The sequence below is a fragment of the Stenotrophomonas sp. GD03654 genome, from assembly GCF_029845105.1.
Classification (GTDB): Bacteria; Pseudomonadota; Gammaproteobacteria; order Xanthomonadales; family Xanthomonadaceae; genus Stenotrophomonas; species Stenotrophomonas africana.
The window spans coordinates 1-26,337 of record NZ_JAOCLC010000054.1; the positions used below are offsets into that span (position 1 = coordinate 1).

At 66.9% G+C, this 26,337-nt stretch carries 24 protein-coding genes; 16 read left to right on the forward strand and 8 right to left on the reverse strand.

Features of this window, described 5'->3' with window-relative positions; translation table 11 throughout:
• Window positions 1-170: 170 nt before the first annotated feature.
• Window positions 171-1,886 (reverse strand): M28 family metallopeptidase, encoded by a 1,716-nt coding sequence (locus tag N5J73_RS17770; RefSeq protein WP_049449445.1) that lies wholly within the window; start codon window positions 1,884-1,886, stop codon window positions 171-173.
• 86 nt (window positions 1,887-1,972) lie between these two features.
• Complete coding sequence (locus N5J73_RS17775; RefSeq protein ID WP_049449443.1) at window positions 1,973-2,635, reverse strand: hypothetical protein; 663 nt, start codon at window positions 2,633-2,635, stop codon at window positions 1,973-1,975.
• A 95-nt stretch (window positions 2,636-2,730) separates the two neighbouring features.
• On the opposite strand from N5J73_RS17775, the gene N5J73_RS17780 reads away from it, so the two are divergent.
• Entirely contained in the window at window positions 2,731-4,029 is a 1,299-nt protein-coding gene (locus tag N5J73_RS17780; RefSeq protein WP_049449441.1) for a peptidoglycan DD-metalloendopeptidase family protein, read from the forward strand.
• Window positions 4,030-4,137: 108 nt separating this feature from the next.
• Window positions 4,138-5,586 carry a S41 family peptidase gene (locus tag N5J73_RS17785; protein WP_049449438.1) on the forward strand — a complete coding sequence of 483 codons (1,449 nt, stop codon included), beginning with the start codon at window positions 4,138-4,140 and terminating at the stop codon, window positions 5,584-5,586.
• Between the two features lie 83 nt (window positions 5,587-5,669).
• Here the strand turns inward: N5J73_RS17785 and N5J73_RS17790 are convergent, their stop codons facing one another.
• Window positions 5,670-6,362, reverse strand: a complete 693-nt coding sequence (locus tag N5J73_RS17790; protein ID WP_019662230.1) for a rhomboid family intramembrane serine protease — start codon at window positions 6,360-6,362, stop codon at window positions 5,670-5,672.
• Between the two features lie 227 nt (window positions 6,363-6,589).
• On the opposite strand from N5J73_RS17790, the gene N5J73_RS17795 reads away from it, so the two are divergent.
• The 3 genes from N5J73_RS17795 (at window position 6,590) to N5J73_RS17805 (ending at window position 9,816) form a co-directional block, all read left to right on the forward strand.
• The gene (locus N5J73_RS17795; protein WP_049449436.1) at window positions 6,590-8,017 is read left to right on the forward strand and encodes an outer membrane protein transport protein; all 1,428 of its coding nucleotides are present in this window, start codon (window positions 6,590-6,592) and stop codon (window positions 8,015-8,017) included.
• Window positions 8,018-8,156: 139 nt separating this feature from the next.
• Window positions 8,157-8,756: a nicotinamide riboside transporter PnuC gene (pnuC, locus tag N5J73_RS17800; protein WP_049449434.1), complete on the forward strand. Its 600-nt coding sequence runs from the start codon at window positions 8,157-8,159 to the stop codon at window positions 8,754-8,756.
• Window positions 8,743-9,816: an AAA family ATPase gene (locus tag N5J73_RS17805; RefSeq protein WP_049449432.1), complete on the forward strand. Its 1,074-nt coding sequence runs from the start codon at window positions 8,743-8,745 to the stop codon at window positions 9,814-9,816. Before pnuC ends, N5J73_RS17805 begins: the two co-directional genes overlap by 14 nt.
• Window positions 9,817-9,904: 88 nt before the next feature.
• Here the strand turns inward: N5J73_RS17805 and putA are convergent, their stop codons facing one another.
• Window positions 9,905-13,123, reverse strand: a complete 3,219-nt coding sequence (putA, locus tag N5J73_RS17810) for a bifunctional proline dehydrogenase/L-glutamate gamma-semialdehyde dehydrogenase PutA (protein ID WP_049449430.1) — start codon at window positions 13,121-13,123, stop codon at window positions 9,905-9,907.
• 274 nt (window positions 13,124-13,397) lie between these two features.
• On the opposite strand from putA, the gene N5J73_RS17815 reads away from it, so the two are divergent.
• Genes N5J73_RS17815 through N5J73_RS17840 form a run of 6 tightly spaced genes read left to right on the forward strand, consistent with a single transcriptional unit; the run spans window position 13,398 to window position 18,212 of the window.
• Window positions 13,398-13,874, forward strand: coding sequence for a DUF2244 domain-containing protein (locus tag N5J73_RS17815; RefSeq protein WP_004153894.1), 477 nt, complete (start codon window positions 13,398-13,400; stop codon window positions 13,872-13,874).
• A gap of 11 nt (window positions 13,875-13,885) precedes the next feature.
• Complete coding sequence (gene coxB, locus N5J73_RS17820; RefSeq protein WP_049451540.1) at window positions 13,886-14,842, forward strand: cytochrome c oxidase subunit II; 957 nt, start codon at window positions 13,886-13,888, stop codon at window positions 14,840-14,842.
• Between the two features lie 59 nt (window positions 14,843-14,901).
• Window positions 14,902-16,509 carry a cytochrome c oxidase subunit I gene (ctaD, locus tag N5J73_RS17825; protein WP_005407790.1) on the forward strand — a complete coding sequence of 536 codons (1,608 nt, stop codon included), beginning with the start codon at window positions 14,902-14,904 and terminating at the stop codon, window positions 16,507-16,509.
• Window positions 16,510-16,517: 8 nt separating this feature from the next.
• The gene (locus N5J73_RS17830) at window positions 16,518-16,736 is read left to right on the forward strand and encodes a hypothetical protein (protein ID WP_049449428.1); all 219 of its coding nucleotides are present in this window, start codon (window positions 16,518-16,520) and stop codon (window positions 16,734-16,736) included.
• Window positions 16,733-17,323, forward strand: a complete 591-nt coding sequence (locus tag N5J73_RS17835) for a cytochrome c oxidase assembly protein (RefSeq protein ID WP_164078642.1) — start codon at window positions 16,733-16,735, stop codon at window positions 17,321-17,323. The genes N5J73_RS17830 and N5J73_RS17835 overlap by 4 nt, the downstream gene beginning before the upstream one ends.
• Window positions 17,324-17,336: 13 nt before the next feature.
• Window positions 17,337-18,212: a cytochrome c oxidase subunit 3 gene (locus N5J73_RS17840; RefSeq protein WP_005412024.1), complete on the forward strand. Its 876-nt coding sequence runs from the start codon at window positions 17,337-17,339 to the stop codon at window positions 18,210-18,212.
• A gap of 20 nt (window positions 18,213-18,232) precedes the next feature.
• On the opposite strand, the gene N5J73_RS17845 is transcribed toward N5J73_RS17840, so the two are convergent.
• On the reverse strand, window positions 18,233-18,451 hold the full coding sequence (locus N5J73_RS17845) for a twin transmembrane helix small protein (protein WP_005412025.1): 219 nt from the start codon (window positions 18,449-18,451) through the stop codon (window positions 18,233-18,235).
• 57 nt (window positions 18,452-18,508) lie between these two features.
• Here N5J73_RS17845 and N5J73_RS17850 point away from each other — a divergent pair, with 57 nt between their 5' ends.
• From N5J73_RS17850 to N5J73_RS17870, 5 genes are all read left to right on the forward strand, one after another.
• On the forward strand, window positions 18,509-19,225 hold the full coding sequence (locus N5J73_RS17850; protein ID WP_049449425.1) for an SURF1 family protein: 717 nt from the start codon (window positions 18,509-18,511) through the stop codon (window positions 19,223-19,225).
• A gap of 96 nt (window positions 19,226-19,321) precedes the next feature.
• Entirely contained in the window at window positions 19,322-19,891 is a 570-nt protein-coding gene (locus N5J73_RS17855) for a hypothetical protein (protein ID WP_049449423.1), read from the forward strand.
• Window positions 19,892-19,901: 10 nt separating this feature from the next.
• Entirely contained in the window at window positions 19,902-21,065 is a 1,164-nt protein-coding gene (locus tag N5J73_RS17860) for a COX15/CtaA family protein (protein ID WP_049449421.1), read from the forward strand.
• Between the two features lie 4 nt (window positions 21,066-21,069).
• Entirely contained in the window at window positions 21,070-21,963 is an 894-nt protein-coding gene (cyoE, locus tag N5J73_RS17865) for a heme o synthase (protein WP_049449420.1), read from the forward strand.
• 165 nt (window positions 21,964-22,128) lie between these two features.
• A complete protein-coding gene (locus N5J73_RS17870) occupies window positions 22,129-22,950 on the forward strand; it encodes a hypothetical protein (RefSeq protein WP_049449418.1) in 822 nt (273 codons plus the stop codon).
• An 83-nt stretch (window positions 22,951-23,033) separates the two neighbouring features.
• Here the strand turns inward: N5J73_RS17870 and N5J73_RS17875 are convergent, their stop codons facing one another.
• Genes N5J73_RS17875 through dnaG form a run of 3 tightly spaced genes read right to left on the reverse strand, consistent with a single transcriptional unit; the run spans window position 23,034 to window position 26,301 of the window.
• Complete coding sequence (locus tag N5J73_RS17875; protein WP_049449416.1) at window positions 23,034-24,005, reverse strand: bile acid:sodium symporter family protein; 972 nt, start codon at window positions 24,003-24,005, stop codon at window positions 23,034-23,036.
• A 28-nt stretch (window positions 24,006-24,033) separates the two neighbouring features.
• Window positions 24,034-24,534 carry a sulfur transferase domain-containing protein gene (locus N5J73_RS17880; protein ID WP_049449415.1) on the reverse strand — a complete coding sequence of 167 codons (501 nt, stop codon included), beginning with the start codon at window positions 24,532-24,534 and terminating at the stop codon, window positions 24,034-24,036.
• A gap of 27 nt (window positions 24,535-24,561) precedes the next feature.
• Complete coding sequence (dnaG, locus tag N5J73_RS17885; protein WP_049449413.1) at window positions 24,562-26,301, reverse strand: DNA primase; 1,740 nt, start codon at window positions 26,299-26,301, stop codon at window positions 24,562-24,564.
• Window positions 26,302-26,337 lie beyond the last annotated feature (36 nt).

The following is a 26,337-nucleotide window of genomic DNA, read 5'->3' on the forward strand; positions in this document are numbered from 1 at the left end:
TCCGCGGAGAGCGGTGCCAACCGAGGTTGGCACCCACCAGCGGCGGGTCCGTTGGCACCCACCAACCGTGGCGCCTACCAGCGGCGGGGCGGTTAGCCACGCAAAAAAAAGCGGCGCCCCAAGGGGCGCCGCTTTGACCTCAACGATGTTCAGTCGAGCATGGCTCGACTCTACTCTGCTGCGGCCGGTGCCTTGTCCTTCATCATCGCGTCGCGGGCGGCCTTGAACGGGTTGCCCTCGTACCAGTTCGGCCAGCGATCGCCACCGGCCAGTTCCTTGCCGACGCCGTACATCAGCTGCAGGTCCTCGACGGTGCCGTCCAGCTTCCAGGTGGCTGCATCGAACTCATCCTTCGGGCCGTGGTAGCGGTTGGCACCGTAGTCCGCCGCAGCCTTGCGGCCGGCGTCCACGCCACCCTCTCGCAGATCCTCGCCACCATCGGCGTACAGGGCCGGCACACCGGCCTTGGCGAAGTTGAAGTGATCCGAGCGGAAGTAGAAGCCGCTCTGCACCGAGGTCTCGCCGTGCAGGGTGCGGTCCTGGGCGGCGGCCAGCGGCTTGAGGATGTCCTCCAGCTCCGAGCTGCCAAAGCCGGTGACGGTCACGTCCTTCGCACGGCCGGCCACCGACATCGCGTCGATGTTGATCACACCGGCGATCTTGTCCAGCGGGAAGGTCGGATGGGCAACGTAGTACTTCGAGCCCAGCAGGCCGGATTCTTCCAGGGTCACCGCCAGGAACACCACCGAACGCTCCGGCTTCGGCTCCTGGTGGGCCATCGCTTCAGCCACCTCGAGGATGCCGGCCACGCCGGTCGCGTTGTCGACCGCCCCGTTGTAGATGTTGTCGCCGGTCTCACCCTCATGCTTGCCCAGGTGATCCCAGTGCGCCATGTACAGCACGGCCTCGTCGGCACGCTTGCTGCCCGGCAGCACGCCCACCACGTTGCGCGACTGCTTCTGCGCGATCTGGCTCTTCAGGTCGACCGCAGCGGTGGCCTTCAGCGGCACCGGCTTGAAGCCGCGCTTGCTGGCGTCCTTGTAGGCCTGCGCCAGGTCCAGGCCGGCACCGGCGAAGAGTGCCTTGGCGGCGTCGGCACTCAGCCAGCCCTGCACCGGAATGCGGGCTTCCGGGTCATCCTTGGCCGGCAGGTCGTACTGCGGGCCCGCCCAGGAGTTCTTCACCACGTCCCAGCCGTAGGACGCGCCGGCCGTGTCGTGCACGATCAGCGCGGCAGCGGCGCCCTTGCGCGCAGCTTCCTCGAACTTGTAGGTCCAGCGACCGTAGTAGGTCATGCGCTTGCCGTCGAACAGCTTCGCGTCATCGACATGGAAGCCTGGGTCATTGATGAACATGACCACCGTCTTGCCCTTCCAGTCCTGGCCGGCGTAGTCGTTCCACTTCTGCTCCGGCGCGTCGACGCCGTAGCCGACGAACACCAGGTCGCTGGCATCGACCTTCACCTCGGCCTGGCCGGTACGGGTACCCACCACCATGTCGGTGCCGAACTTCAGTTCGGTGGTCTTGCCGCCCTGGGTGATCTTCAGCACGGTCGACTCGTCGGCCGTGGTTTCGGTCATCGGCACATCCTGGAACCAGCTGTCGCCGTTGCCGGGCTGCAGGCCGATGCGCTGCATCTGGTCGCGGATGTAGTTGACCGTCAGCTCCTCGCCCTTGCTGCCTGGGGCGCGGCCTTCGAATTCGTCCGAAGCCAGCGTCTTGACCATCTCGGCGAAGTCGCCGGCGTTGATTTCCGGGGAGAACTGATGGGCGGCCGGCTTCGCTGCAGCGGTGTCGGTGGCTGGCGCGGCGGCCGGGGTGTCTTCGCCTTTGCAGGCACTGAGCGCGGCCGCAGCGGCCAGGCACAGGAGGAGTTTGCGGGGCATCGTCGATTCCTGGGTAACAAAGGGCGGCCGCGCGTCGTGCACGGCCGGTGTCAGCGAGTATCACCGAACCCGAAGGCGCGGTGCGCTCAGTCCGCCGGAGCGGTTTCGGTGTCGAACGGGATCGGCTCGGCGCCGGTGACCGGCCCGATGCGGGCGCTGCGGTGTACGTACAGCACCACCTCACGTTCGAACTGCAGGGGGCCATTGACCACGGCATTCGGGCCGATGATCACGCGTGGTTTGCGGCTGGCGGTCAGCGAGACGCTGAAGTTCGGCTTGCGTACGTGCACGCCACCGTTGACCTGCGAGCCGATGCCCACGGTGATGTCACCGTTGACGGTCTCCACGTCCTTGCCGACGCGGCTTTCGACCAGGCCGATGCCGCCGTTCACGGTTTCGACGCCGCCTTCGACCTGGGTGCCGCGGTCGGTGAAGATGCTGCCGTTGACAGTGCTGACGCTGCCGCGCGCGATCACCTCACGTCCCAGGCGCACACCGCCGTTGACCGTTTCGATCTTGCCGGTGCGTGCACGGTCGGCCACCTTGACCCCGCCGTTGACGGTGTCGATGCTGCCGGTCTCGACGCCTTCGCCGACACGGATACCACCGTTGACGGTGTCGAGCTTGCCGTAGCGTTGGCCGGCTTCGGCGCTGATGCTGCCGTTGACCTTGCTGATGTTCTCCTGGGCACAGACCGGCCCGGTGGCCAGCAGTACGCCCAACAGCAGCGGAATGGAAAGAGTTTTCATGGAGACCTCGATGGATGTGCGGCTGGCAGGCCGCGTGCGGAGATGTCACCATTCCCCGGTACCCCCTGCAACTGCCTGAAGTCACTGGAAAGCCCTTGCGCGACAACGCCTTCCCATCACGCCGACATCACATCGCCGCCGTACGCGGCGGGCGCTGCCTGCTGTTGGGGCTGGCGATCGCCTTGGCGTTGCCGCTGCCGGGCGCAGCGCAGACCACCCGCGAGACCGAGCGCAAGCTGCAGAAACTGCGCAGTGAGCTGAAGGGCGTGGCGCAGGAGCGTCGGCAGATCGAGGGACAGCGTGGCCAGGCCTCGCAGCAGCTGCGCGAGGCCGATGAGAAGGTGGCCCGCACCGGCCGTGCGCTTGCGCAGACCGAAACCGCGCTGCGCGAGCAGGGCAGGGCCCTGGCCGAGGCCGAACAGCGCCGCAGCACGCTGCAGGCCAACCTCGCCCAGCAGCACCGCGAACTGGCTGGCCTGCTGCGTGCGGCCTATCAGCTGGGCAATCACGCCCCCCTGAAACTGCTGCTGTCGCAGGACACGGTGGCCGATGCCAATCGCGCCCTGGCCTACCACCGCTACCTGCAGCGCGAGCGGGCACAGCGCATCACCACGCTGACCGCTGACCTGAAGGAACTGGAAGCGCTGCAGGCGCAGATCGCCGAGCGCAGGCAGAAGCTGCAGGGTGCACAGCAGGACCAGAAGCAGCAGGCCGCGGCGCTGGAAGCCGACCGTCGCGATCGCGCAAAGACCGTGGCCTCGCTGGACGAGCGCTTCAAGGACCAGCGCGAGAAGGAACAGGCGCTGGGCCAGGATGCCAAGGCGCTGGAAACACTGCTGGCCAATCTGCGTGCTGCTGCGGCCCGCGCCGAGGCCGAGCGTCGCGCGGCTGCGCGCCGTGCGGCAGCGGAGAAGGCTGCCGCCGAACGTGCGGCACGCCAGGCCGCGGCACAGGGACGGCCGCCGCCGCCCACCAAGGTTCCGCCGGCGGTGGCGTCCGCACCGGCCCCGAAGGTCGGTGGCCTGGGCTGGCCGTTGTCCGGCAACCTGCTGGCCCGCTACGGCGGCAAGCTGCCCGATGGCCGCACCAGCAGCGGCGTGCTGATCGGCGCCCCGGCCGGAAGCACCGTCACCGCCGTGGCCGACGGCACCGTGGTGTTCTCCGACTGGATGACCGGCTACGGCATGATCCTGATCGTCGACCACGGCAATGGCTACATGAGCCTGTATGCCCACAACGACACCCTGCTGAAGGATGCCGGCGCGCGGGTCAGCCGCGGCGATGCGGTGGCCAAGGTCGGCAATTCCGGGGGCCAGGGCGTGACCGCGCTGTACTTCGAGCTGCGCCGTGGCGGGCAGCCGGTCAATCCGGACAGCTGGCTGCAGCGGCGCTGAATCCCGGCCCGCCACGTGCGGGCTGGATTCAACGGGAATTTAGCTGTGCTTCGCGCATAATCGGTGCATGTGCCTTGGGCACCATGCCACCGTCGACAGGAGTGATCCATGCGCGCAGCCCGTACCGCCACCCTCTTGCTGGCCCTGTTGCCAGCGCTGTCCTGGGCGCAGCAGACCGCGCCCGCCCCGAGCCAGGAAACCAGCGGGCAGGCAGCGAACAGCGAGGAGGCGGTGACCTCGAAGGTGCCGCTGGAGGAAATCCGCCGTTTCGTGGCTGTGTACAACGCGGTGCGCGCCGCCTATGTCGACCCGGTCGATGACAAGAAGCTGATGCAGTCGGCCGTGCGCGGCCTGCTGCTCGACCTCGATCCGCACAGCACCTACTTCAACAAGGAAGACGCGCAGGCCTTCGACGAGCAGGCCAACGGTGCCTACGAGGGCATCGGCGTGGAGCTGCAGCAGCAGCCGGACAACGCCAGCATGAAGGTCATTTCGCCGATCGACGACACGCCGGCGGCCAAGGCCGGCATCCTCGCCGGTGACCTGATCATCGCCATCGACGGCAAGCCGATCAGCGCCATTGATGCAAGTGAACCGCTGCGTGGCCCGGCCGGCAGCAAGGTGGTGCTGACCATCGTGCGCGAAGGCAAGCCCAAGCCATTCGACGTGAGCCTGACCCGCCAGACCATTCGCGTGACCAGCGTGAAGAGCCGCATGCTGGAACCGGGCTACGGCTACATCCGTCTGAGCACCTTCCAGGCCGATACCGGTTCGGACTTCCAGAAGCAGGTGCAGCAGTTGCAGAAGCAGGCCGGTGGCCAGCTCAAGGGCCTGGTGCTCGATCTGCGCAGCAACCCGGGTGGCCTGCTGACCGCTGCGGTGCAGGTGGCCGATGATCTGCTCGACAAGGGCAACATCGTCAGCACCCGTGGCCGCATCAGCATCAGCGATGCACGGTTTGACGCGACCCCGGGCGACCTGCTGAAGGGCGCACCGGTGGTGGTGCTGGCCGATGCCGGTTCGGCCAGCGCATCGGAAGTGCTGGCCGGCGCGCTGCGCGACAACAAGCGCGCGCGCGTGGTCGGTAGCCGCACCTTCGGCAAGGGCTCGGTGCAGACCGTGCTGCCGCTGGACAACGGTGATTCGGTGAAGCTGACCACCGCGCGCTATTACACGCCCAGCGGCAAGTCGATCCAGGCTACCGGCATCGTGCCGGACGTTGAGTTGAAGCCCGCCCCGACGCCGGCCGACGATGCGCTGCCGGCCAGCCTGAGCGACTACAGCGAAGCGACCCTGCCGGGCCATCTGCGCGGCGATGACGAAGGCACCGAGGGCTACCACGCCGGTGCGGTGCTGCCGGGCGATGGCCCGATCAACGACGCGCTGGCCGAGCTGAAGAACCCAGGCTCGGTGGCCGCACGGTTGAAGGCCGAAGCCGCCAAGGCGGATGCGGCCAAGGCCGCGAAGGCCGGTGCGGCGAAGCCGGATGCCAAGGTCGAACCGAAGGCGGAGAGCAAGCCGGAAGCAAAGCCCGCACCGGCCCCGGCCAAGCCCTGATTCTGCAGAGTCGAGCCCTGCTCGACTGATCTACGAACCGGCCGGTGAGCGTGGAGCCGGCCAGCGGCCGGCACTACCCGGCGTCAGAAGCCGTGGCGCTTGCGCAGGCGGCGGGCGATGGCCGCCCGCACGTAGACCCCGTACACCACGCCGAACACGAAGCCGCCGATGTGCGCCCACCAGGCCACCATGCCGAAGCTGGGGCCGATATGGGCGAACACCACCTGCAGTGCGGCCCAGACGCCGATCAGCAGGTAGGCCGGGGCACGCACGAATTCCAGGAACAGGCCGAGCGGGATCACCACGCCCAGCCGGGCGCCCGGGAACAGGGCCAGATAGGCGCCGATCAGCGCCGACACCGCGCCGCTGGCGCCGATGATGATCTGGTCCGGGCTGCCCATGGTGTAGATCGCCACCAGATTCGATACCGCACCGCCTACAAGGAACAGCAGCAGCAACCGCCACGGCCCCAGCACCCGCTCAGCAGGCAGGCCGAAGATCAGCAGGAACACCAGGTTGCCCAGCAGGTGCGACCAATCGGCGTGCAGGAACAGGGCGGTGAACAGGCGCAGCACGCTGCCGTCCTGCAGGGTGGCCCACCAGTCCAGTGGATGGGTCAGGCCGGTGGACAGGGCGCCCCAGTCCAGCCAGAGACTGCCACGGGCATCGTCCGGACGCGAGATCGACCACAGGAACGCCAGCCATAGTGCCGCAAACAGCACGGGCGTGGCCCAGCGCAGGGCCGCCTTCTTGCGAGACGGGAGGGAGACGAACATGGCACTAGCCTAGCGTGCGGGCGCTTGCGACGGGGATTGTCCTGTTCAGCTTTTGAGACGAAAAAACCGCCTGCGTCGTTATTGTTTCATTAACGGCTCTGGGTAATACTCGCATACGGCGTCGTATGTCGGGAGGGGAATCCGGCGCGCTTCGACGGGCCTCTGGGCCTGCCGGGCGCAGGCGCACTCAGAGCACCATCACCGCTTACCGGAGAGAGAGAACTACGATGCAAACCGCTTCCACCATTGCCCGACTGACCCTGCTGGCCGTCGGCGTTGCCGGTGCGCTGGCCGCCGCCGATGCCAATGCTGCCGCCTTCCAGCTGAAGGAAAACAGCGCCAAGGGCCTGGGCCGCGCGTTCGCCGGCTCCACCTCGACCGAAGGTGACGCCTCGGTCATCGCCACCAACCCGGCCTCCATGCGCCTGCTCGACGGCACCCTGATCCAGGGCGACGTCAGCGCCATCAGCTTCGGCGCCAAGTTCCGTGGCCAGGGCAAGTACGCCAACGGCGCTCCGATTTCCGGCGGCAACGGCGGCGACGCCGGCATGATCGCCCCGGTTCCGGCGGCCTACTTCCACCTGCCGTTCGGCGAGAACGACAACATGCACTTCGGTGCATCGCTGACCGTGCCGTTCGGCTTCAAGACCGAATATGACCGCGACTGGGTCGGCCGCTACAACGGCGTCAAGACCGAGCTGCAGGCGATCGACCTGGGCGTCGCGTTCTCCTACGACGTCAACCCGTACCTCTCGTTCGGTGCGTCGGTGTTTGCCGAGCGCCTGAACGTCGACCTGACCAGCGCCGTTGACGGCGGCACCGCGATCAACGCCAGCGCCCAGCGCACTGCTGCGGCGCGTGTACTGGCTGCGGGTGGCACCCCGGCCCAGGCCGCAGCGGCGTCGCAGGCAGCTGCACGCCAGGCCGCCCAGCTCGGCTTCTCGCCGGGTACCGCCGATGGCTACCTGCGCATCAAGGGTGATGAAGTGTCGGTGGGCTACACCCTCGGCGTGACCGTCACCCCGGTGGAAGGCACCAACATCGCCTTCAGCTACCGCTCGAAGGTCGAGCACAAGATCACCGACGGCAAGGCCGACTTCACCATGACGCCGCAGGCTGCCGCGTTCCTGTCGCAGGCTGCTCCGGGCACCTTCATCGACAGCAACGGTCGCGCCACCATCACCCTGCCGGCCAGCGCCACCGTGGGCTTCACCCACCGCGTGAACGACCAGTGGCAGATCATGGCCGAAGTCACCCGCACCGCGTGGAGCAAGTTCGACCAGGTCGTCGTCGATTACGACTCCAACCAGCCGGACAGCGTGCTGCCGTTCCACTACCGCGACACCACCTTCGCGTCGATCGGTACCGATTTCCGCGTGAACGACAAGCTGACCCTGCGTGGCGGCCTGGCTTACGACCAGACCCCGACCACCGACGCCCACCGCGACGTGCGCGTGCCGGACACCACCCGCAAGTGGCTGTCGCTGGGTATGACCTACGCCGCTTCGGACAAGATGGAATACAGCGTGGGCTACACCCACCTGTTCACCAAGGATCCGAACGTCAACTCGACCTCGGCCACGGCCAACACCGTGACCGGCAAGTACAAGGTCAGCGGCGACGTGCTGGCGGCTTCGCTGCAGTACAAGTTCTGATCCAGGCGATTGCCTGAAGCAGTGCGAAGGAGGCCCCGCGCAAGCGGGGTCTTTTTTTTGGGGCCTCGGACCACCCGCGCCTGGAATGGATCCAGCGCGAGTGTCTCCATCGGTGGCCAGGATCCATGACAATAGCGCCATGAACCTGTCCGATCCGAACTTCCAGCTGGAGCTGGCCGCCAACATCGCCGTCGCCGGCTCGATCCTGCTGGCCGGCCGCAACAACGTGCACACCTGGTGGCTGGGCATCGTCGGCTGCGCATTGTTTGCTGCCGTGTTCGAACGATCGCACCTGTATGCGGACATGGTGCTGCAGTTCTTCTTCATCGCCATCAGCGTGTTGGGCTGGTGGCAGTGGCTGCGTGGTGACCATGGCGCGCCGCTGCCGATCACCGCGCTGCGCCCACGTGCCTGGGCCTGGCTGGCGCCGCTGGCGGTAGTGGCCACCTTCGGCTACGGCTGGATGCTGACCCGACTGACCAACGCCTATGCGCCGTACATCGATTCGGCAGTGCTGGTGCTGAGTGTGATCGCGCAGATCCTGATGATGCGACGCAAGCTGGAATCGTGGTGGGTGTGGCTGCTGGTGAACACCGTTGCGGTACCGCTGTACTACAGCCGTGGCCTGCACCTGACCTCGATCCTGTACGTGGGCTTCTGGATCAATGCGCTGGTGGCCTTGCGCCATTGGCGGCACCTGATGCGTGACGAGGCCAAGACGGCCGATGCTGCTGCCTGAGCGCGTTGCACGCGGCCTGGTGGTGGGCAAGTTCTGCCCGCTGCATCTGGGTCACGAACACCTGATCGAGTTTGCCGCCACGCGTTGTACGCAACTGCTGGTGATCGGCTGGTCGCAGCCGGGCTTTGCCGGCTACAGCGCCGAGCGCCGCGAGCGCTGGCTGCGTGCGCGTTTCCCGCGAGCGACGGTAGCGGTGCTGGATGACGCGCGACTGGCGGCATTGTGCACGGAGCACGGTTTGCCAGTGCGAACGCTGCCGCAGGACAGTGATGACGAACAGGTGCAGCGCGACTTTACCGCCTGGCTGTGCCTGAACCTGTTCGGTGGGCCGGTGCAGGCGGTGTACACCGGTGAGGACTACGGTGACGGCTTCGCGCAGGCGCTGGCCACGTGCTTTGGTGCGCCGGTACGCCATGAGCGGCTCGAACGCGCACTGGACGTCGGGCAGGCGTGTGGCACCCAGCTGCGCGCCGATCCGCATGCGCACCGCCGTGGTCTCGCGCCGCAGGTCTATGCCGGCTATGTGCAGCGCGTGGCGTTCATTGGTGGCGAGTCCAGCGGCAAGACCACGCTGGCGCGCATGATGGCCGAGCGCCTGCAGACCGCCTGGGTGCCGGAGTATGGCCGCACACTATGGGAGCAGCAGGGCGGAGAGCTGACGCCAGATGATCTGCTTCGCATCGCAATGGCACAGCCGCAGCACGAAGACGAGGCCGCACGCCATGCGCATCGCTGGCTGTTCTGCGATACCACGCCGCTGGTGACGCTGGGCTACAGCGGCTGGATGTTCGGCACGGCACCGGAGCCGCTGCGGCAGGCGGCACGACGACGCTACGACCTGCAGTTCCTGTGCGCGCCGGATATTCCGTTCGACCAGGATGGCACGCGCGTGGGCGAAGCCTTCCGGGCGCAGCAGCATGCGTGGTACCTGCGCGAGCTGGAGGCGCGGGGAGTCGACTACGTGCTGCTGGAGGGGGGCCTGGAAGCGCGCATCGCACGCGTGCAGCGCGAGCTGGCGAAGCGTGCGGACAATCGGTTCAGTCTGGCCCAGCCTCTGTAGAGCCGAGCCCATGCTCGGCTCCACAGGAAGCAAAGCACAAAAAACCCCGCTTTCGCGGGGTTTTTCGTTTGCCGCATCACGCAGGCGATCAGTCGCCCAGGGTCAGCAGCGAGGCGTTGCCGCCGGCGGCAGTGGTGTTCACCGTTACCGTCTTCTCGGTAGCGAAACGCAGCAGGTAGTGCGGGCCACCGGCCTTCGGGCCGGTGCCCGACAGGCCCTGGCCGCCGAACGGCTGCACGCCGACCACTGCACCGATCTGGTTGCGGTTGACGTAGACGTTGCCGACGTGGACGCCGTTGCTGATGCGGTCGACGGTCTCGTCGATGCGCGAATGCACGCCCAGGGTCAGGCCGTAGCCGGTAGCGTTGATCTGATCGATCACCGCGTCGAGCTGGTCGCCCTTCCAGCGGATGACGTGCAGCACCGGACCGAACACTTCCTTCTGCAGCTGGCCCAGGTCCTTCAGCTCGTACGCGCGCGGTGCGAAGAAGGTGCCGTTGGCGGCTTCGGTGGACAGTTCGGCAGCCGCGATCAGGCGCGCTTCGCGGTCCATGCGCTCAGCGTGGTCCTGCAGGATCTTCAGCGCATCGGCATCGATCACCGGGCCGACGTCGGTGGACAGCAGGCCGGGGTTGCCGACCTTCAGTTCCTTCATCGCACCGGCCAGCATGGTCATCACCTTGTCGGCGATGTCGTCCTGCACGAACAGCACGCGCGCGGCCGAGCAACGCTGGCCGGCGGAGGTGAAGGCCGAACCGATCGCGTCCTTGACCAGCTGTTCCGGCAGTGCCGAGGAGTCGGCGATGAAGGCGTTCTGGCCACCGGTCTCGGCGATCAGCACGCCGATGGCGGCGTCACGTGCGGCCATCGCGCGGTTGATCGCACGGGCGGTGTCGGTGGAGCCGGTGAAGGCCACGCCAGCCACGCGCGGGTCGGCGGTCAGGGCGGCACCGACGGTGGCACCGTCGCCCGGCAGGAACTGCACCACTTCGGCCGGCACGCCAGCGTCGTGCAGCAGCTTCACCGCGTAGTAGCCGATCAGGTTGGTCTGCTCGGCCGGCTTGGCGATGACGCTGTTGCCGGCGGCCAGTGCAGCGGCCACCTGGCCCAGGAAGATCGCCAGCGGGAAGTTCCACGGGCTGATGCAGACGAACACGCCGCGGCCGTGCAGCTGCAGCTCGTTGGATTCACCGGTCGGGCTCGGCAGCTTCTCGGCGTGGCTGAACTGCTCGCGCGCCTGCTTGGCGTAGTAGCGCAGGAAATCCACGGCTTCGCGCACTTCGGCGATGCTGTCGGGCAGGCTCTTGCCGGCTTCCTTCACGCACAGCGCCATGAACTCCGGCATGCGCGCTTCCAGCTGGTCGGCGGCGTGCTCGAGGATGGCGGCGCGGCTGGCGGCCGGGGTGCGGTTCCAGGCCGGCTGCGCAGCCACGGCGTTGGCCAGGGCCTTCTGCACGGTGGCGGCATCGGCGGCCAGCCACTGGCCGACCACTTCGCGGGTGTCGGCCGGGTTGGTCACCGGCAGCGCGGCGCCGGCCGGGTTGGCACCCGGCACCAGCGGGGCGGCCTGCCAGGGCTTCACGGCCGCGTTGATCTGCTCGGCCAGGGCGCGCAGTTCGTTGTCGTTGGCGAGGTTGGCGCCCATGGAGTTCTTCCTGTCGTGGTTCTGGCTGCGCAGCAGGTCAACCGGCAGCGGGATCTTGGGATGCGGAATCGATTCGAACGAGGACACCATCTCGACCGGATCGCGGATCAGGTCGGCGATCGGCACGCGCTCGTCGGTGATGCGGTTGACAAAGCTGGAGTTGGCGCCGTTTTCCAGCAGGCGGCGCACCAGGTACGGCAGCAGGTCTTCATGCGAACCGACCGGCGCATACACGCGGCAGGGCAGGTTCAGGCGGTCGGCCGGCACCACTTCGGCATACAGGTCGTCGCCCATGCCGTGCAGCTTCTGGTGCTCGTACACGCCGCCATTGGCGATGCTGCGCACGGCAGCGATGGTGTGCGCGTTGTGCGTGGCGAACATCGGGTAGATCGCGTCGGCATGGGTGAACAGGCGCTTGGCGCAGGCCAGGTAGGACACGTCGGTGTTCTGCTTGCGGGTGAACACCGGGTAGCCCGGATAGCCTTCGATCTGCGCGCGCTTGATCTCGGCATCCCAGTAGGCGCCCTTGACCAGGCGCACCTGCAGGCGGCGACCAGCGCGGCGTGCCATGTCGGCCAGATGGTCGATCGTGTACGGGGTGCGCTTCTGGTAGGCCTGCACCACCACGCCGAAGCCGTCCCAGCCGGCCAGCGAGGCGTCGGAGAAGACCTGCTCGATGATGTCCAGCGACAGTTCCAGGCGGTCGGACTCTTCGGCGTCGACGGTGCAGCCGATGCCGTAGCTCTTGGCCAGCTGCGCCAGTTCCAGCACGCCCGGCACCAGGTCCTTCAGCACGCGCTCGCGCTTGGCGTGCTCGTAGCGCGGGTACAGCGCCGACAGCTTGATCGAGATGCCCGGGGCGTTGTTGACGTCGCCGTCCGGACGGCCGCCGCGTGCCTTGTGATCGCCGCCGATGGCGTGGATCGCACGACGGTAGTCTTCCAGGTAGCGCAGCGCGTCCTTCATGGTCAGCGCGCCTTCGCCCAGCATGTCGAAGGAGTAGCGGTAGCTGGCGTTGTCGCCCTTGTGCGAGCGCGACAGCGCTTCGCTGATGGTGCGGCCCATGACGAACTGGTGGCCCATGATCTTCATCGCCTGGCGCACGGCAAGGCGCACCACCGGCTCACCCACGCGGCCGACCAGGCGCTTGAACGCGCTGGGCGCATCGGCGCGGGTGGCATCGTTCATCTGCACCAGCTTGCCGGTCAGCATCAGGCCCCAGGTGGAGGCGTTGACCAGCACCGAGTCACTGCCGCCCAGGTGCTTTTCCCAGTCGGCATCGGCCAGTTTGTCGCGGATCAGCTTGTCGGCGGTGTCCTGGTCCGGAATGCGCAGCAGCGCCTCGGCCACGCACATCAGCAGCACGCCTTCCTCGCTGCCCAGGTCGTACTGGCGCATGAAGGCTTCGATCGCGCCCTGGTCCTTGGCGCGCACGCGCACGCGGCCGACCAGGTCGGCGGCCAGCGCCTGCACCCTGGCCTGTTCCTCGGCGGGCAGGCGGGCCTGCGCCAGCAGCTCGCGCACGTGGCTGGCCTCGTCCTTCAGCCAGGCATCGGTAATGGCCTGGCGGAACGGGTTGGGGGGCGCCGGCAATTCCGGCGACAGCAGCGCGCCGGGACGCAGGGCGTCGTGGGCGGCAGGGGAGGAGGAGGGTGCGTTCATGCCGGTCCGGCCAATGGAAAACTTGGCGATTTTAATCATTTTTGCGGGTTGCGGAAGTGCCCCGCAGCCACCTTCGTGAAGCGCTGATAGTCCCTAGCTGCGGTGGATTCAGCGTGTTCAGCAAGCGCCGCAGAATTTGTGCTGAATTCGTCATTCGTGCCGCCGACCTCATGCTGTGTTGCAGCATGGGAAAAAGTGTGAATGCACCCTTGCTACCGGCGAGAGGGCGGGGCTACCATCGAGACGTTTCCCGCGGCAGGAACGCGGTTGCGACATGATCGAGGTGCTTCCAGCTCCGGATGGGTCAGGTACGCAGCTGCGGCTGCGTCCCCCACGGGCGCTCGATGCCCGGCAGTTCGTCCTGTTGTTCACCGTGTTGTCGGGTGCGATGTGGCTGGTGTCCGCCCTCGGGTGGTTGGCCGGCAATGCATTCGCCCCCCTGTTCGCGCTGCTGTACAGCCTGGTGCTGGCGGCCGCGCTGCGTGCCTTGTGGCGCAGCGGTGAACGGCAGGAGGAGATCCGGGTAGTGCCGGCGTACGTGGAGGTCATTCCCGTACCCGGTGGATCGCCGGTGTTCCGGGCCCACCCCCACTGGGTGCGCCTGCTCACCGACGATGAGAGGGTCCGGCTGGCATCCAGCGGCCGGCAGGTGGAGGTGGGGAGTTTCCTCGCGCCGGCCGAACGTCAGACGCTCGCAGAGACACTTGAAAGCTTGCTCGCCGCCAGCGATGGCGGCAACCGACGACGCTAAGGGTCTAGGCAATGAAGCAAAGCAGCAGGTGGGGCACGAAGTGCGTGAACGTGGTTGCCGCAGTGCTGGCGACCGGGGGACTGATGCCGGCGTTGGCCTGGGCCCAGGCGGCCGATCCGAAGCCGTGGCAGCTGAACATGGGCAAGGGGGTGACCCAGACCTCGCGCCTGGCCTGGGAATCGAACAACCTGTCGTTGATCATCTGCACGGTGATCGGCGTCATCGTGTTCGGAGCGATGGCCTACGCCATCTTCAAATTCCGCAAATCCAAGGGTGCGGTTGCGGCCACCTTCAGCCACAACACCAAGGCCGAGATCATCTGGACGGTGATCCCGGTGATCATCCTGATCGTGATGGCATGGCCGGCCACGGCCAACCTGATCAAGATGTACGACACCCGCGACGCCGAGATGACGGTCAAGGTCACCGGCTACCAGTGGATGTGGAAGTACGAATACCTCGGCGAGAACGTCACCTTCACCAGCCGCCTGGACCGCGAGTCCGACCGCATACGGCAGAGTGGCGTCGTGCCGACCCGCGAGAGCCATCCGCATTATCTGCTGGACGTGGACAACCGGCTGGTGCTTCCGGTCGACACCAAGGTGCGCTTCGTCATCACCTCCGACGACGTGATCCACGCCTGGTGGGTGCCGGCGCTGGGCTGGAAGCAGGACGCCATCCCCGGCTTCATCAACGAAGCCTGGACCCGCATCGAGCAGCCGGGCGTCTACCGCGGCCAGTGCGCCGAGCTGTGCGGCAAGGACCACGGGTTCATGCCGATCGTGGTCGAGGCGGTGTCCAAGGAGGAATTCAAACAGTGGCTGGCGCAGCGCAAGCCGGCGGCGCCTGCCACGCCGGCGGCACCTGCGGCACCGGCCGAACCGACTGCACCGGCGGGCGAAGCACCGGCTGCGCCTGCTGCTGCAGAAGCGGGCAGCGCACCTGCCACAGCGTCCAGCGGCGCGTGATGTAAAGCCCGCGGCCGCCAGCGGCCGTGGTGACAACCGATTCTGAGAGGTGTTTTGCAATGGCGCACTCGGCAGTTGGGCACGACGATCACCATCACCACCAGAGCTTCTTCGAGCGTTGGTTCTTCTCGACCAACCACAAGGACATCGGCACGCTGTACCTCGGTTTCAGCTTCATCATGTTCATCATCGGTGCGGCGATGAGCGTGGTGATCCGCGCCGAGCTGGCGCAGCCGGGCCTGCAGTTCGTCAAGCCCGAGTTCTTCAACCAGATGACCACCGTGCATGCGCTGGTGATGATCTTCGGTGGCGTGATGCCGGCCTTCGTCGGCCTGGCCAACTGGATGATCCCGCTGCAGATCGGCGCGCCGGACATGGCGCTGCCGCGGATGAACAACTGGTCGTTCTGGTTGCTGCCGGTGGCCTTCAGCCTGCTGCTGCTGACCCTGTTCCTTCCTGGCGGTGCACCGGCCGGTGGCTGGACGCTGTACCCGCCGCTGTCGCTGCAGGGTGGCTACAACGTCGCCTTCAGCGTGTTCGCCATCCACGTGGCCGGCATCAGTTCGATCATGGGCGCGATCAACATCATCGCCACCGTGCTCAACATGCGCGCGCCAGGCATCGACCTGCTGAAAATGCCGATCTTCTGCTGGGCCTGGCTGATCACCGCCTTCCTGCTGATCGCAGTGATGCCGGTGCTGGCCGGTGCGGTGACCATGCTGCTGACCGACAAGTTCTTCGGCACCAGCTTCTTCAACGCCGCCGGTGGCGGTGACCCGGTGATGTACCAGCACATCTTCTGGTTCTTCGGCCATCCCGAGGTCTACATCATGATCCTGCCCGCCTTCGGCGTGGTCAGCGAGATCATCCCGACCTTCAGCCGCAAGCCGCTGTTCGGTTACCAGGCGATGGTGTACGCCACCGCCGCGATCGCCTTCCTGTCGTTCATCGTCTGGGCCCACCACATGTTCACCGTGGGCATGCCGCTGGGCGGCGAGATCTACTTCATGTTCGCCACCATGCTGATCTCGATCCCCACCGGGGTGAAGGTGTTCAACTGGGTCAGCACCATGTGGCGTGGCTCGCTGACGTTCGAGGCACCGATGCTGTGGTCGGTGGCCTTCGTCATTTTGTTCACCATCGGTGGCTTCTCCGGCCTGATGCTGGCGATCGTCGCCGCCGACTTCCAGTACCACGACACCTACTTCGTGGTGGCCCACTTCCACTACGTGCTGGTGACCGGCGCGGTGTTCGCGCTGATCGCCGCGGTGTACTACTGGTGGCCGAAGTGGACCGGGCGCATGTACAGCGAGAAGTGGGCCAAGGTGCACTTCTGGTGGTCGATCGTGTTCGTCAACCTGCTGTTCTTCCCGCAGCACTTCCTCGGCCTGGCCGGCATGCCGCGCCGTATTCCCGATTACAGCGTGGCCTTCGCCGACTGGAACCTGATCAGCTCGATCGGTGCGTTCGGCATGTTCGTCACCCCGTTCATGATGGCGGCGATCCTGCTGTCCTCGCTGCGCAATGGCGAGAAGGCCGAGGCCCGTTCCTGGGAGGGTGCACGCGGCCTGGAGTGGACGCTGCCGTCGCCGGCACCGGCGCACACCTTCACCACGCCGCCGACCATCCGCCCGGGAGATCTGGCGCATGACGACATCACGCATTGAGGTGGGGCATGCATAACGAGAGCCCGCTGCAGACCGGTAGAGCCGAGCCATGCTCGGCTGACGTGGAGCAGCCGAGCATGGCTCGGCTCTACAACAGCCCGGGTGATGCCCCGGAAAACGGCATCGAGCAGCAACGCCAGCGCGCCAGGCGCACGGCGATGTGGGTCGGCGCCATCGCCGTGCTGGTCTACGTCGGCTTCATCCTCAGCGGGGTGATCGGCCGATGAGCGAGGCGCCAGCCAGCACACCGTCACGCAGTGCGGGGCTGCCGCGCCTGATCGGTGTGGCGGTGGCGGTGTTCCTGCTCACGTTCTCGCTGGTGCCGCTGTACCGCATCGCCTGCGAGAAGGTGTTCGGCGTACGCCTGGAACGCGGCCCCGGCAGCGAGGCCAGCACCGGCGCCGCCACCGGCAAGCGCACCGTGCGCGTCGAGTTCGATGGCGGCGTCAATTCGCGCCTGCCGTGGTCGTTCCACCCCGAACAGCTGACCATGGACGTGGTGCCCGGCGAACTCAACGAGGCGCTGTACTTCGCCCGCAACGACAGCCAGCAGGCGGTAGTCGGCAGTGCGGTGCCTTCGGTGGCGCCGGCGCGTGCCTCGGGCTTCTTCAGCAAGACCGAATGTTTCTGTTTCACCGCGCAGACGCTGCAGGCTGGCGAGAAGCGCGACATGCCGGTGCGTTTCATCGTCGATCCGGACCTGCCGCCGGAGATCAGGACGATCACCTTGTCCTACACCTTCTACCGCAACGACGCGCTGTCCGATCGGCTGGCCCCGGCCGCCACCTCGGAAGGCGCGCACGCCGCACCCTGACCCGGATACCGACATGGCCCAGACACCGACCGACGCCAACGTGTACTTCGTCCCGGCCCAGAGCAAATGGCCGTTCGTGGGTTCCATCGCGATGATGGTGACCATGGTCGGCGTGGCCAGCTGGCTCAACGATGCCAGCTGGGGGCGCTGGACGTTCTACATCGGTATCGCGATGCTGGTGCTGACCCTGTTCTGGTGGTTCAGCGACGTGGTGCGCGAATCGCAGGCCGGCAACTACAACCACCAGGTCGATGGCTCATTCCGGATGGGGATGATCTGGTTCATCTTCTCCGAGGTGATGTTCTTCGGCGCCTTCTTCGGCGCACTGTTCTACACCCGCAACCTGGGCCTGTCGTGGCTCAGTGGCGAAGGTCGCGGGGTGATGACCAACGAGCTGCTCTGGCAGGGCTACTCGGCAGGTTGGCCGACCAACGGCCCGGCGGCGATCGGTGGCGCATTCCAGACCATTCCGGCCTGGGGCCTGCCGCTGATCAATACGCTGATCCTGCTGACCTCCGGCGTGACCCTGACCATCGCCCACCACGCACTGAAGGCCGGCAACCGCCGCCAACTGCTGATCTGGCTGGGCCTGACCGTGGTGCTCGGCCTGGGCTTCCTGACCCTGCAGGCGGAGGAGTACATCCACGCCTACAAGGAGCTGAACCTGACGCTCGGCTCTGGCATCTATGGTTCGACGTTCTTCATGCTGACCGGCTTCCACGGCGCGCACGTGCTGCTGGGCACGATCATGCTGATCGTGATGTGGCTGCGTTCGGCCAAGGGGCACTTCACCCGCGACAACCATTTCGGTTTCGAAGCCGCCGCGTGGTACTGGCACTTCGTCGACGTGGTGTGGCTGATGCTCTTCATGTTCGTCTACGTGCTTTGACCACGCACGCATCGGTGGCCTCAGCCGCCGATGCCGTGCGGTTTGATCCAGCCCATGTAGATGCTCACGATCACCAGCAGGATCAACGCCACCGATACCGCGATGCGGCGGGTCAGTGCGTTGACCGTGCGCTTGGTCTGGCCGCGGTCGACCAGCAGGTAATAGAGGCCGGCGCCCAGATTCCAGACGATGACAATCAGAAACGCGATTACCAGCAGGGTCTTCAACGAATCACTCATGCGCGGCTCGAGGGCAGGGTGGATGGGCCTATCTGACCGCGTTTGCGCGGACTTGTCATGATGCGCCAGCACACGCGCGTGATCGGATGGCTGCTGGCAGTGCTGGCCATGGCCGGTTTCACCGCATTGGGGCTGTGGCAGCTGCAGCGCATGCATGCCAAACAGGCAATGTTGGATGCGCAGGGTCCAGCTGTGGCACAGGCATTGCCGCTGTCGCAGGCACTCGCGGCGACCGGCGCGTTGCACGGCGTGGCCGACCACGGCCGCTTCCTGCCCGGCGTGGTGCTGCTGGACAACCAGACCCGGCATGGCCGCGCCGGGGTGAAAATCTATCGCCCGTTCCGCAGTGACGAAGGCAGCGTGCTGCTGGTCGATCTCGGCTGGCGCGCGCTGCCGCCGGATCGCACCCTGCCGGATGTGCCGTCGCCGCCTTCGCCGGTGGCCGTACGTGGGCTGCTGGCGCCGCCGCCATCAGCGGGACTGGCACTGGGCCCGGCGTTCTCCACCACCGGTGAGGCCGGGCGCTGGCTGGCCAGCCGCCTGCCCGCCGAGGGCCTGGCGGCGGCGCTTGGCCTGCCGGCATTGCCCGACCGCGTGCTGCGGCTGGACCCGGCACTGCCATTCGGCGATGAGCGCGACCTGGACCTGTTGCCGAACACACTGCCGCCGCAGCGTCACCTGGGCTACGCCGTGCAGTGGTTCGGGCTGGCCCTGACCGTGATGGTGGTCGCGCTGGTGCTGGAGTGGCGCCGGAGGCGCGTGATTACCCGGTAGTGCCGGCCGTTGGGCGGCAAGCCCTCGGTTTCCTGGATGCCGGCCGGCAGCCGGCACTACCGGCATCCCTTACCCAACCATGAGAAAATGCCCCGCATGAACACTGCTACGTCCCCGCAGGCGCGCGGCTCCGGCCGCCGGACCCTGGTGCTGCTGTTTGCCGTGTTCTTCGGTGCGATGGCGCTGGCCGCCGTGCTGCGCTTCACCGGCTGGCAGCCAGCCGGGCACCGCAATGCCGGCCAGCTGCTGAAGCCGCCGGTGGACCTGCGCCAGCAGGCGCCCACCCTGGCCAGCGGCCAGCCTTATCCGTGGAATCCCGAGGCCCGTACCTGGCGCCTGCTGGTGGCGCCGGCCGGTGCCTGCGACGCGCAGTGCGTCACTTTGTCGCAGGGACTGGGCAAGGTGTGGCAGCTGTTCGGCCATAACGCCGATAATGTCGAGATTCTGTGGCTGGGAACGCCACCGGCGTCGATCGCCTCGCTGCCCGCGTTGCGGCCGCTGGCTCCGTCGCCAGCCCTGCGCGCGGCGCTGCCTGGCGTCGATGATCCGGCGGGATTGCCGGTCTACGTGATCGATCCGAACGGCTTCGTGATCATGCGTCATGCCCCGGGCACCGACCTGGGTGGCCTGCGCAAGGACATGGCCACGTTGCTGAAACTGAAGTGAGTCCCGTTTGATGAGCCTTTCCGCGCGTCCGGCGCTGCACCGCAATTTCCACCGCCTGGCGTGGTTCGCCATGATCATGACCGCGAGCACGATCATGTTCGGCGCCTTCGTGCGCCTGTCCGATGCCGGCCTGAGCTGCCCGGACTGGCCGACCTGCTATGGCCAGGCCACCTGGCCGCAGCACGTGGAAGAGACCATCGGCCACCCGGCGACGGAGATCCGCCCGCTGGAGACCCACAAGGCCTGGCGTGAGCAGGTGCACCGCTTCCTGGCCGGCGCGCTGGGCATCGAGATCCTGACCCTGGCGCTGTTGGCCACGCGCAAGCGGCGATTCGGAAGCACGGCGGTAGTGACCGCCTGCGTACTGGTGGCCGCCGGCATACCGCTGTACATGATGGGCTGGCATGGCACCGCCAGCGCGCTGGCGCTGATCGGCGAGGCGATCCTGCTGATCGCCGCGCTGCGCTGGAGCAACATCGACCTGGCGCGCGCTGCACTGCTGACCCTGGCGGTGGTGATCTTCCAGGCTCTGCTGGGCATGTGGACGGTGACCCTGCTGCTCAAACCCATCGTGGTGATGGGCCATCTGCTGGGCGGCATGCTGATGTTCGCGCTGCTGGTGTGGATGGCCTGGCGCGCGACGCACATGCCGATCACCCTGGCCGAGGCGCCGAAGCTGAAGTGGCTGTTGCGCATCGGCGTAGCGGTGCTGGTCACCCAGATCGCGCTGGGCGGTTGGGTCAGCGCCAACTACGCGGCGCTGGCCTGCGGCGGCGGCAGCGCCTCGCTGGACAACTTCCCGCGCTGTGCCAACCAGTGGTGGCCGCAGCACAACTTCGTCGAGGGCTTCACCCTGTGGCGCGGCATCGGCGTGGACTACGAAGGGGGCGTGCTGGATGGCGCTTCGCGTATCGCCATCCAGATGGCGCACCGCCTGTTCGCGGTGGTGGTGGCCGTCTACCTGCTGTGGCTGGGCGTGCGCCTGTTCCGCCTGCCGAGCATGCGTGGCTGGGCCAGCGCGCTGATCGCGCTGCTGGTGCTGCAGGTCACCCTCGGCATCCTCAATGTGAAGCTGGCGCTGCCGCTGGAAGTGGCGGTGGCCCACAACGGCGTGGCCGTTGCCCTGTTGTTCGTACTGGTCAGCCTGCTGGCCCGCCTGCGTGCCCCGGACTGATCCCATGTTTTCCAATTACCGCCAGTACTGGGACCTGACCAAGCCCAAGGTCGTCGCCCTGATCGTCTTCACCGCCCTGGTCGGCATGGTCCTGGCCATTCCGGGCATGCCCAGCTGGGAGCAGGTGCGTGCCGGCGTGCTTGGTTTCCTCGGCATCTGGCTGGCGGCCTCGGCCGCGGCTGCGATCAACCAGCTGCTGGATGCGCACATCGATGCGCAGATGGCGCGCACCTCGTGGCGTCCGCTGGTGGTGGGCAAGGTCAAGCCGTGGCAGGTGCTGGTGTTCGCCGGCGTGCTGATCGTGCTGTCGATGACCATCCTGGTGCTGTGGGTGAACCTGATCACCGCGGTGCTGACCTTCGCCTCGCTGATCGGCTACGCGGTGATCTACACCGTGTACCTCAAGCGTGCGACCTCGCAGAACATCGTCATCGGTGGCCTGGCCGGCGCGATGCCACCGATGCTGGGCTGGGCCGCAGTGACCGGCATGCAGGGCTCGTCGGACTGGGCGTACTCGTCGCTGCTGGTGCTGATCATCTTCATCTGGACGCCGCCGCACTTCTGGGCGCTGGCGATCTTCCGCCGCGAGGACTACGCCAAGGCGGAGATCCCGATGCTGCCGGTGACCCACGGCGTGGTGCATACCCGCAAGCAGATCATGGTGTATTCGGTGGTGCTGGCGCTGGTGTGCCTGCTGCCGTACCTGGTGGGCATGAGCGGTGCGTTCTACCTGGGCGGTGCGATCGTGCTCAACGCGGTGTTCCTCTGGTATGCCTGGCGCATGCTCAACCCGCCGGACGAGCTGTTCTCGATGAAGATGTTCTATTACTCCATCGTCTATCTGATGGCGTTGTTCGCCTTCCTGCTGGTGGACCACTGGATCCTGCCCTGGTTGTGACCGGTTGGTGTATCCACGCATGGTGTGGATCAACTGTAGAGCCGAGCCATGCTCGGCTGAGGGCTGATCGGAGAAGCAGCCGAGCGTGGGCTCGGCGCTGCACTTGATCTCTTCCAGCTGCGTCGCCATTGCTGTTCCTGACCCCAAGGAAAGGAAGGCGCAGGGATGCATTCGATCTTCCGCTGGACCGCCGCGCTGCTGCTGGCGCTGGGCATGGCCCTCAGTGCGCATGCCGACGACACCGCCGCGCAGATCCGCCAGCATGCCGGTGACCATCGCCTGCTGGTACTGGGTGAGTTCCACGGCACCCGCGAGACCCCGCTGCTGGTACGGGAGCTGATGGAGGCCTACGCGGCCGATGGCACACCGGTGCGGTTGGCATTGGAGCTGCCGACCGACGAGAACGCCGCGCTGGCGACCTATACGGCGTCTGCCGGCACAGCCGAGGCGCGCGCTGCATTGCGTGGCACGACGTATTGGAACGTCCGCAGCCGGATGCATGACGGCCGTCGCAGCGAGGACATGCTTGAGCTGATCGAGGCGGTACGCGTGCTGCGCAGCCAAGGGCGCGACGTGCAGGTGTTCGGCTTTGATCGCATGCTTCCCGCCAACATGGCCGGCACTGGTACGCGTGACCGGGTGATGGCCGAAGAAGTAAGAGCACGCGCGCGGGCGCTGCCGAAGAACGGGCGGCTGCTGGTGCTGACCGGTAACGTACATGGCATGCGTACGCAGCCGAAGATGATTGCGTACCCGCCGATGACGGCACTGCTGAAGGATCTGGACCTTTACAACGTGCGTATCGAGGCGCGTGGCGGGGAAGGCTGGGGCTGCACGGCACCTCAACGCTTTGGTGTACGTCCGCTGCCCAGTTACAACGGTGAGTCGCCCAGGCGGCACACTGCTGGTGACCGCAGTTATGACCTGCAGGTATGGCTGCCGCGCTTCAGCGTGGCGCGGCTGCTGGACAGCGATTCTGTCTGGTGATCATCCACGCGCCGTTCAACCGTCAGCCGGGCATGGGCTCGGCTCTACAGTAGATCCATGCCATGCGTGGATGGATTTGCGGCTCAGGGCTTGCGCCGCGCATAACGCTGCGCGATCACGCCGCAGACGATCAATTGGATCTGGTGGTAGATCATCACCGGCAGCACGATCGCGCCCAGGCTGCCGCCGGCGAACAGCACCTTGGCGATCGGCACGCCGGTGGCCAGGCTCTTCTTCGAGCCGCAGAACACGATGGCGATCTCGTCCTCGCGGTTGAAACGCAGGCGGCGGGCGATGAACGTGATCAGCGGCATGGCGATGCCCAGCAGTACCGCGGCCACCACTGCCACGGCCAGCAACGACAGCAGCGGCGTCTTGCTCCACAAGCCTTCGGTAACGGCTTCGCCGAACGCCGAGTACACCACCAGCAGGATGGTGGCCTGGTCGGTGTAGCGCAGCAGCGCGCGCTGCTTTTCCACCCAGCCGGCGATCCACGGCCGCAGCAGATGGCCGGCGACGAACGGCACCAGCAGCTGCAGCATGATGCCGCCGATCGCATGCAGCGGGTCGTGCACACCGCCGGAGGTGCCGGCCAGCGCGGTCAGCAGCAGCGGGGTCAGGAACACGCCGAGGATGCTCGACAGTGAGGCACTGCACACCGCTGCCGGTACATTGCCGCGGGCCATCGAGGTGAACGCGATGGACGACTGCACGGTGGAGGGCAGGGTGCACAGGAACAGCACGCCCAGGTACAGCTCCGGAGTCAGCAGCCAGCCCGACAGCGGCTTGAACATCAGCCCCAGCAGCGGGAACAGGATGAAGGTGCAGGCCAGGATGGTCAGGTGCAGCCGCCAGTGCAGCATGCCGCCGATGATCGACTCGCGCGGCAGGCGCGCGCCATGCAGGAAGAACAGCGCGGCGATGGCGACGGTGGTGACGTCATCGAGGACGATGGCGGCGGCGCCCTTCATCGGCAGCAGCGAGGCCAGGCCCACGGTGCACAGCAGGGCGAGAGTGAAGTTGTCCGGTCGCAGGCGCGACCACCAGCGGGTCATGGTGGGCAGAGTCCTTGGTGCGGAGGGTTCAGGGCGAGGTGAACGGTGTGGCCAGGCGCTGGCGGGTGGCGGCTTCCAGTGACTTCAGGCCGGCGCGCTGGCCGAGCTGCAGTGCCTGTTCCGGGCTGGCGTGTTCGTAGCGTGCGTTGACCAGGCCGAGCACGGCGCCGGCGCGGTTGCCGGACGCGCAGTGCAGCAACACCGGCCCCTGGCTCTGCTGCAGCGCCTGGTGCACGGCACGGATGTTGGCGGCATCGAGCCCCTCGGCGCCGGCCATCGGAATGCGCACGTAGCGCAGGCCCAGCGATTCGGCCGTGCGGGTCTCATCGAAACCACGGTCCTCGTCGGGCTGGCGCAGGTCGATCACCGTGCGTACGCCCTGTGCGGCCAAGGCCTGCAGCTGTGCGGCGCTGGGTTGGCCACCGGCATACAGGCCGGGGCGGACTTCGTTGAGGGGCGCGTCTTCGGCCAGGGCCGTCAGTGGCAGGCAGAGCGACAACAACAGCAGGCAGGTCAGGCGCAGCAGCATGGTCCTCTCCGTGAAAACGTCCTGCCGCTACAAGCGCAGTCCGGCGCGGGCCTTCAACAGCTCGCGCAGTTCGTATTTGTCAGTATCGTCCAGACCCTGCTGGCGCTGCTTTGCCAACAACTCCTCCAGACGTTGCACCAGCAGCTGTTTCTCCAGCTGGGCCACGGCATCGTGCAGTTCCTGGGTCCACATCGCGTCGTCGCCGGGCATCGTCTGCGCGGCAAGCGTGTGCAGTGAAGCTTGCTCTTCACGCCCGTCGAAATGCTCCAGCAGGGCGCCGGTGCTGATGTCCGGGCGCTGCTCGACCAGGCCCAGCAGCTCCAGCAGCAGCTCCACGCCCGGCAGGCGCAGGCCCTGGAAGTGGTGCTTGCCACCCAGCGTCAGTGCCAGCGACGGCTGCTGCAGCAGCACGGCGATCGCGCCGCGCACCAGGCTGCGCTTGGCCACCGGTTGAATAGTGCGTGCCGGCTGGCGCTGAGGCATCGGCGCGCGCGCAGACGGGGCGTTGCCGCCGAGCCCGGTCAGCTGCGCCAGCTGCTGCTTCATCAGGTCGCCGAAGGCACCGTCGGGAATCTGCGCCAACATCGGCTTGGCCCGCTCGGCCAGGCGTGCCTTGCCGTCCAGCGTGCCCAGGTTGATCTCGCGGGTGAGCTCGTCGAAGAAGAACTGCGACAGCGGCGTGGCCTGCTTCAGGCGCTCGTTGAAGGCCTCGGCGCCTTCCTTGCGCACGATGGTGTCCGGGTCTTCGCCATCGGGCAGGAACAGGAAGAAGGCCTGGCGGCCATCCTTCATGCGCGGCAGCACCGACTCCAGCGCCTTCCAGCCGGCGCGGCGGCCGGCGGCGTCGCCGTCGAAGCAGAAGAACACGTCCGGCGCGTTGCGGAACAGCAGCTCGGCATGGTCCGGCGTGGTGGCGGTACCCAGCGTTGCCACCGCCTGGGTGACCCCGAACTGGAACAGCGAGACCACGTCCATGTAGCCCTCGACCACGATCAGCCGCTCGATCTTCTGGTTTGCCTGGCGCACCTGCCACAGGCCGTACAGTTCGCGGCCCTTGTGGAACAGCGCGGTTTCGGGCGAGTTGAGATACTTCGGGCCGTCGTCCTTCTCGAACACGCGGCCACCGAAGGCGATCACCCGGCCACGGCGGTCGAAGATCGGGAACATCACCCGGTCGCGGAACTTGTCGTAGACGTGGCCGCGGTCATTCTTCGAGAACAGGCCGGCGCGGTCGAGCAGCTTCATGCGCCGCTCGTCCTTGCCCAGTGCATCGCGCAGGCCGCTGTAGCCATCCGGGGCGTAGCCGATCTGGAAGCGCGCGCGGTTCTCTTCGTCCACGCCACGCCCATCAAGGTAACTGCGTGCCTTGTCGCTGCCTTCCAGGTTCTTCTGAAAGAACCGGGCGGCGGCATCCAGTGCCGAATACAGCTCGCGGCTGTCGTCCTGCTGCTGGGGGCTGCGCGGGTTCTCGTTGCGCGGTACTTCCATGCCCGCGCGCTTGGCCAGCTCATCCACCGCGTCGAGGAACTCGAGGCGGTCGTAGTTCATCAGGAAGCTGATCGCGGTGCCGTGCGCGCCGCAGCCGAAGCAGTGATAGAACTGCTTGGTGGGCGAGACCGTGAACGACGCCGAGCGCTCGTCATGGAACGGGCAGCGCGCGGCGTACTCCTTGCCCTGGCGCTTCAAAGGCACGCGGCTGCCCACCACCTCGACGATGTCGGTGCGGGCGAGCAGGTCGTCGATGAAAGCGTCGGGGATACGGGCCATGGGCAACAGGGCAGGGCGCGGTGCAGGACCACGCGA

What these genes read in the sequence shown, in the direction of transcription:
- N5J73_RS17770 (WP_049449445.1), bottom strand. Translation starts at nt 1,886, where the DNA reads ATGCCCCGCAAACTCCTCCTGTGCCTGGCCGCTGCGGCCGCGCTCAGT.
- N5J73_RS17775 (WP_049449443.1), bottom strand. Translation starts at nt 2,635, where the DNA reads ATGAAAACTCTTTCCATTCCGCTGCTGTTGGGCGTACTGCTGGCCACC.
- N5J73_RS17785 (WP_049449438.1), top strand. Translation starts at nt 4,138, where the DNA reads ATGCGCGCAGCCCGTACCGCCACCCTCTTGCTGGCCCTGTTGCCAGCG.
- N5J73_RS17790 (WP_019662230.1), bottom strand. Translation starts at nt 6,362, where the DNA reads ATGTTCGTCTCCCTCCCGTCTCGCAAGAAGGCGGCCCTGCGCTGGGCC.
- N5J73_RS17795 (WP_049449436.1), top strand. Translation starts at nt 6,590, where the DNA reads ATGCAAACCGCTTCCACCATTGCCCGACTGACCCTGCTGGCCGTCGGC.
- pnuC (WP_049449434.1), top strand. Translation starts at nt 8,157, where the DNA reads ATGAACCTGTCCGATCCGAACTTCCAGCTGGAGCTGGCCGCCAACATC.
- N5J73_RS17805 (WP_049449432.1), top strand. Translation starts at nt 8,743, where the DNA reads ATGCTGCTGCCTGAGCGCGTTGCACGCGGCCTGGTGGTGGGCAAGTTC.
- putA (WP_049449430.1), bottom strand. Translation starts at nt 13,123, where the DNA reads ATGAACGCACCCTCCTCCTCCCCTGCCGCCCACGACGCCCTGCGTCCC.
- N5J73_RS17815 (WP_004153894.1), top strand. Translation starts at nt 13,398, where the DNA reads ATGATCGAGGTGCTTCCAGCTCCGGATGGGTCAGGTACGCAGCTGCGG.
- coxB (WP_049451540.1), top strand. Translation starts at nt 13,886, where the DNA reads ATGAAGCAAAGCAGCAGGTGGGGCACGAAGTGCGTGAACGTGGTTGCC.
- ctaD (WP_005407790.1), top strand. Translation starts at nt 14,902, where the DNA reads ATGGCGCACTCGGCAGTTGGGCACGACGATCACCATCACCACCAGAGC.
- N5J73_RS17830 (WP_049449428.1), top strand. Translation starts at nt 16,518, where the DNA reads ATGCATAACGAGAGCCCGCTGCAGACCGGTAGAGCCGAGCCATGCTCG.
- N5J73_RS17835 (WP_164078642.1), top strand. Translation starts at nt 16,733, where the DNA reads ATGAGCGAGGCGCCAGCCAGCACACCGTCACGCAGTGCGGGGCTGCCG.
- N5J73_RS17840 (WP_005412024.1), top strand. Translation starts at nt 17,337, where the DNA reads ATGGCCCAGACACCGACCGACGCCAACGTGTACTTCGTCCCGGCCCAG.
- N5J73_RS17845 (WP_005412025.1), bottom strand. Translation starts at nt 18,451, where the DNA reads ATGAGTGATTCGTTGAAGACCCTGCTGGTAATCGCGTTTCTGATTGTC.
- N5J73_RS17850 (WP_049449425.1), top strand. Translation starts at nt 18,509, where the DNA reads ATGATGCGCCAGCACACGCGCGTGATCGGATGGCTGCTGGCAGTGCTG.
- N5J73_RS17855 (WP_049449423.1), top strand. Translation starts at nt 19,322, where the DNA reads ATGAACACTGCTACGTCCCCGCAGGCGCGCGGCTCCGGCCGCCGGACC.
- N5J73_RS17860 (WP_049449421.1), top strand. Translation starts at nt 19,902, where the DNA reads ATGAGCCTTTCCGCGCGTCCGGCGCTGCACCGCAATTTCCACCGCCTG.
- cyoE (WP_049449420.1), top strand. Translation starts at nt 21,070, where the DNA reads ATGTTTTCCAATTACCGCCAGTACTGGGACCTGACCAAGCCCAAGGTC.
- N5J73_RS17870 (WP_049449418.1), top strand. Translation starts at nt 22,129, where the DNA reads ATGCATTCGATCTTCCGCTGGACCGCCGCGCTGCTGCTGGCGCTGGGC.
- N5J73_RS17875 (WP_049449416.1), bottom strand. Translation starts at nt 24,005, where the DNA reads ATGACCCGCTGGTGGTCGCGCCTGCGACCGGACAACTTCACTCTCGCC.
- N5J73_RS17880 (WP_049449415.1), bottom strand. Translation starts at nt 24,534, where the DNA reads ATGCTGCTGCGCCTGACCTGCCTGCTGTTGTTGTCGCTCTGCCTGCCA.
- dnaG (WP_049449413.1), bottom strand. Translation starts at nt 26,301, where the DNA reads ATGGCCCGTATCCCCGACGCTTTCATCGACGACCTGCTCGCCCGCACC.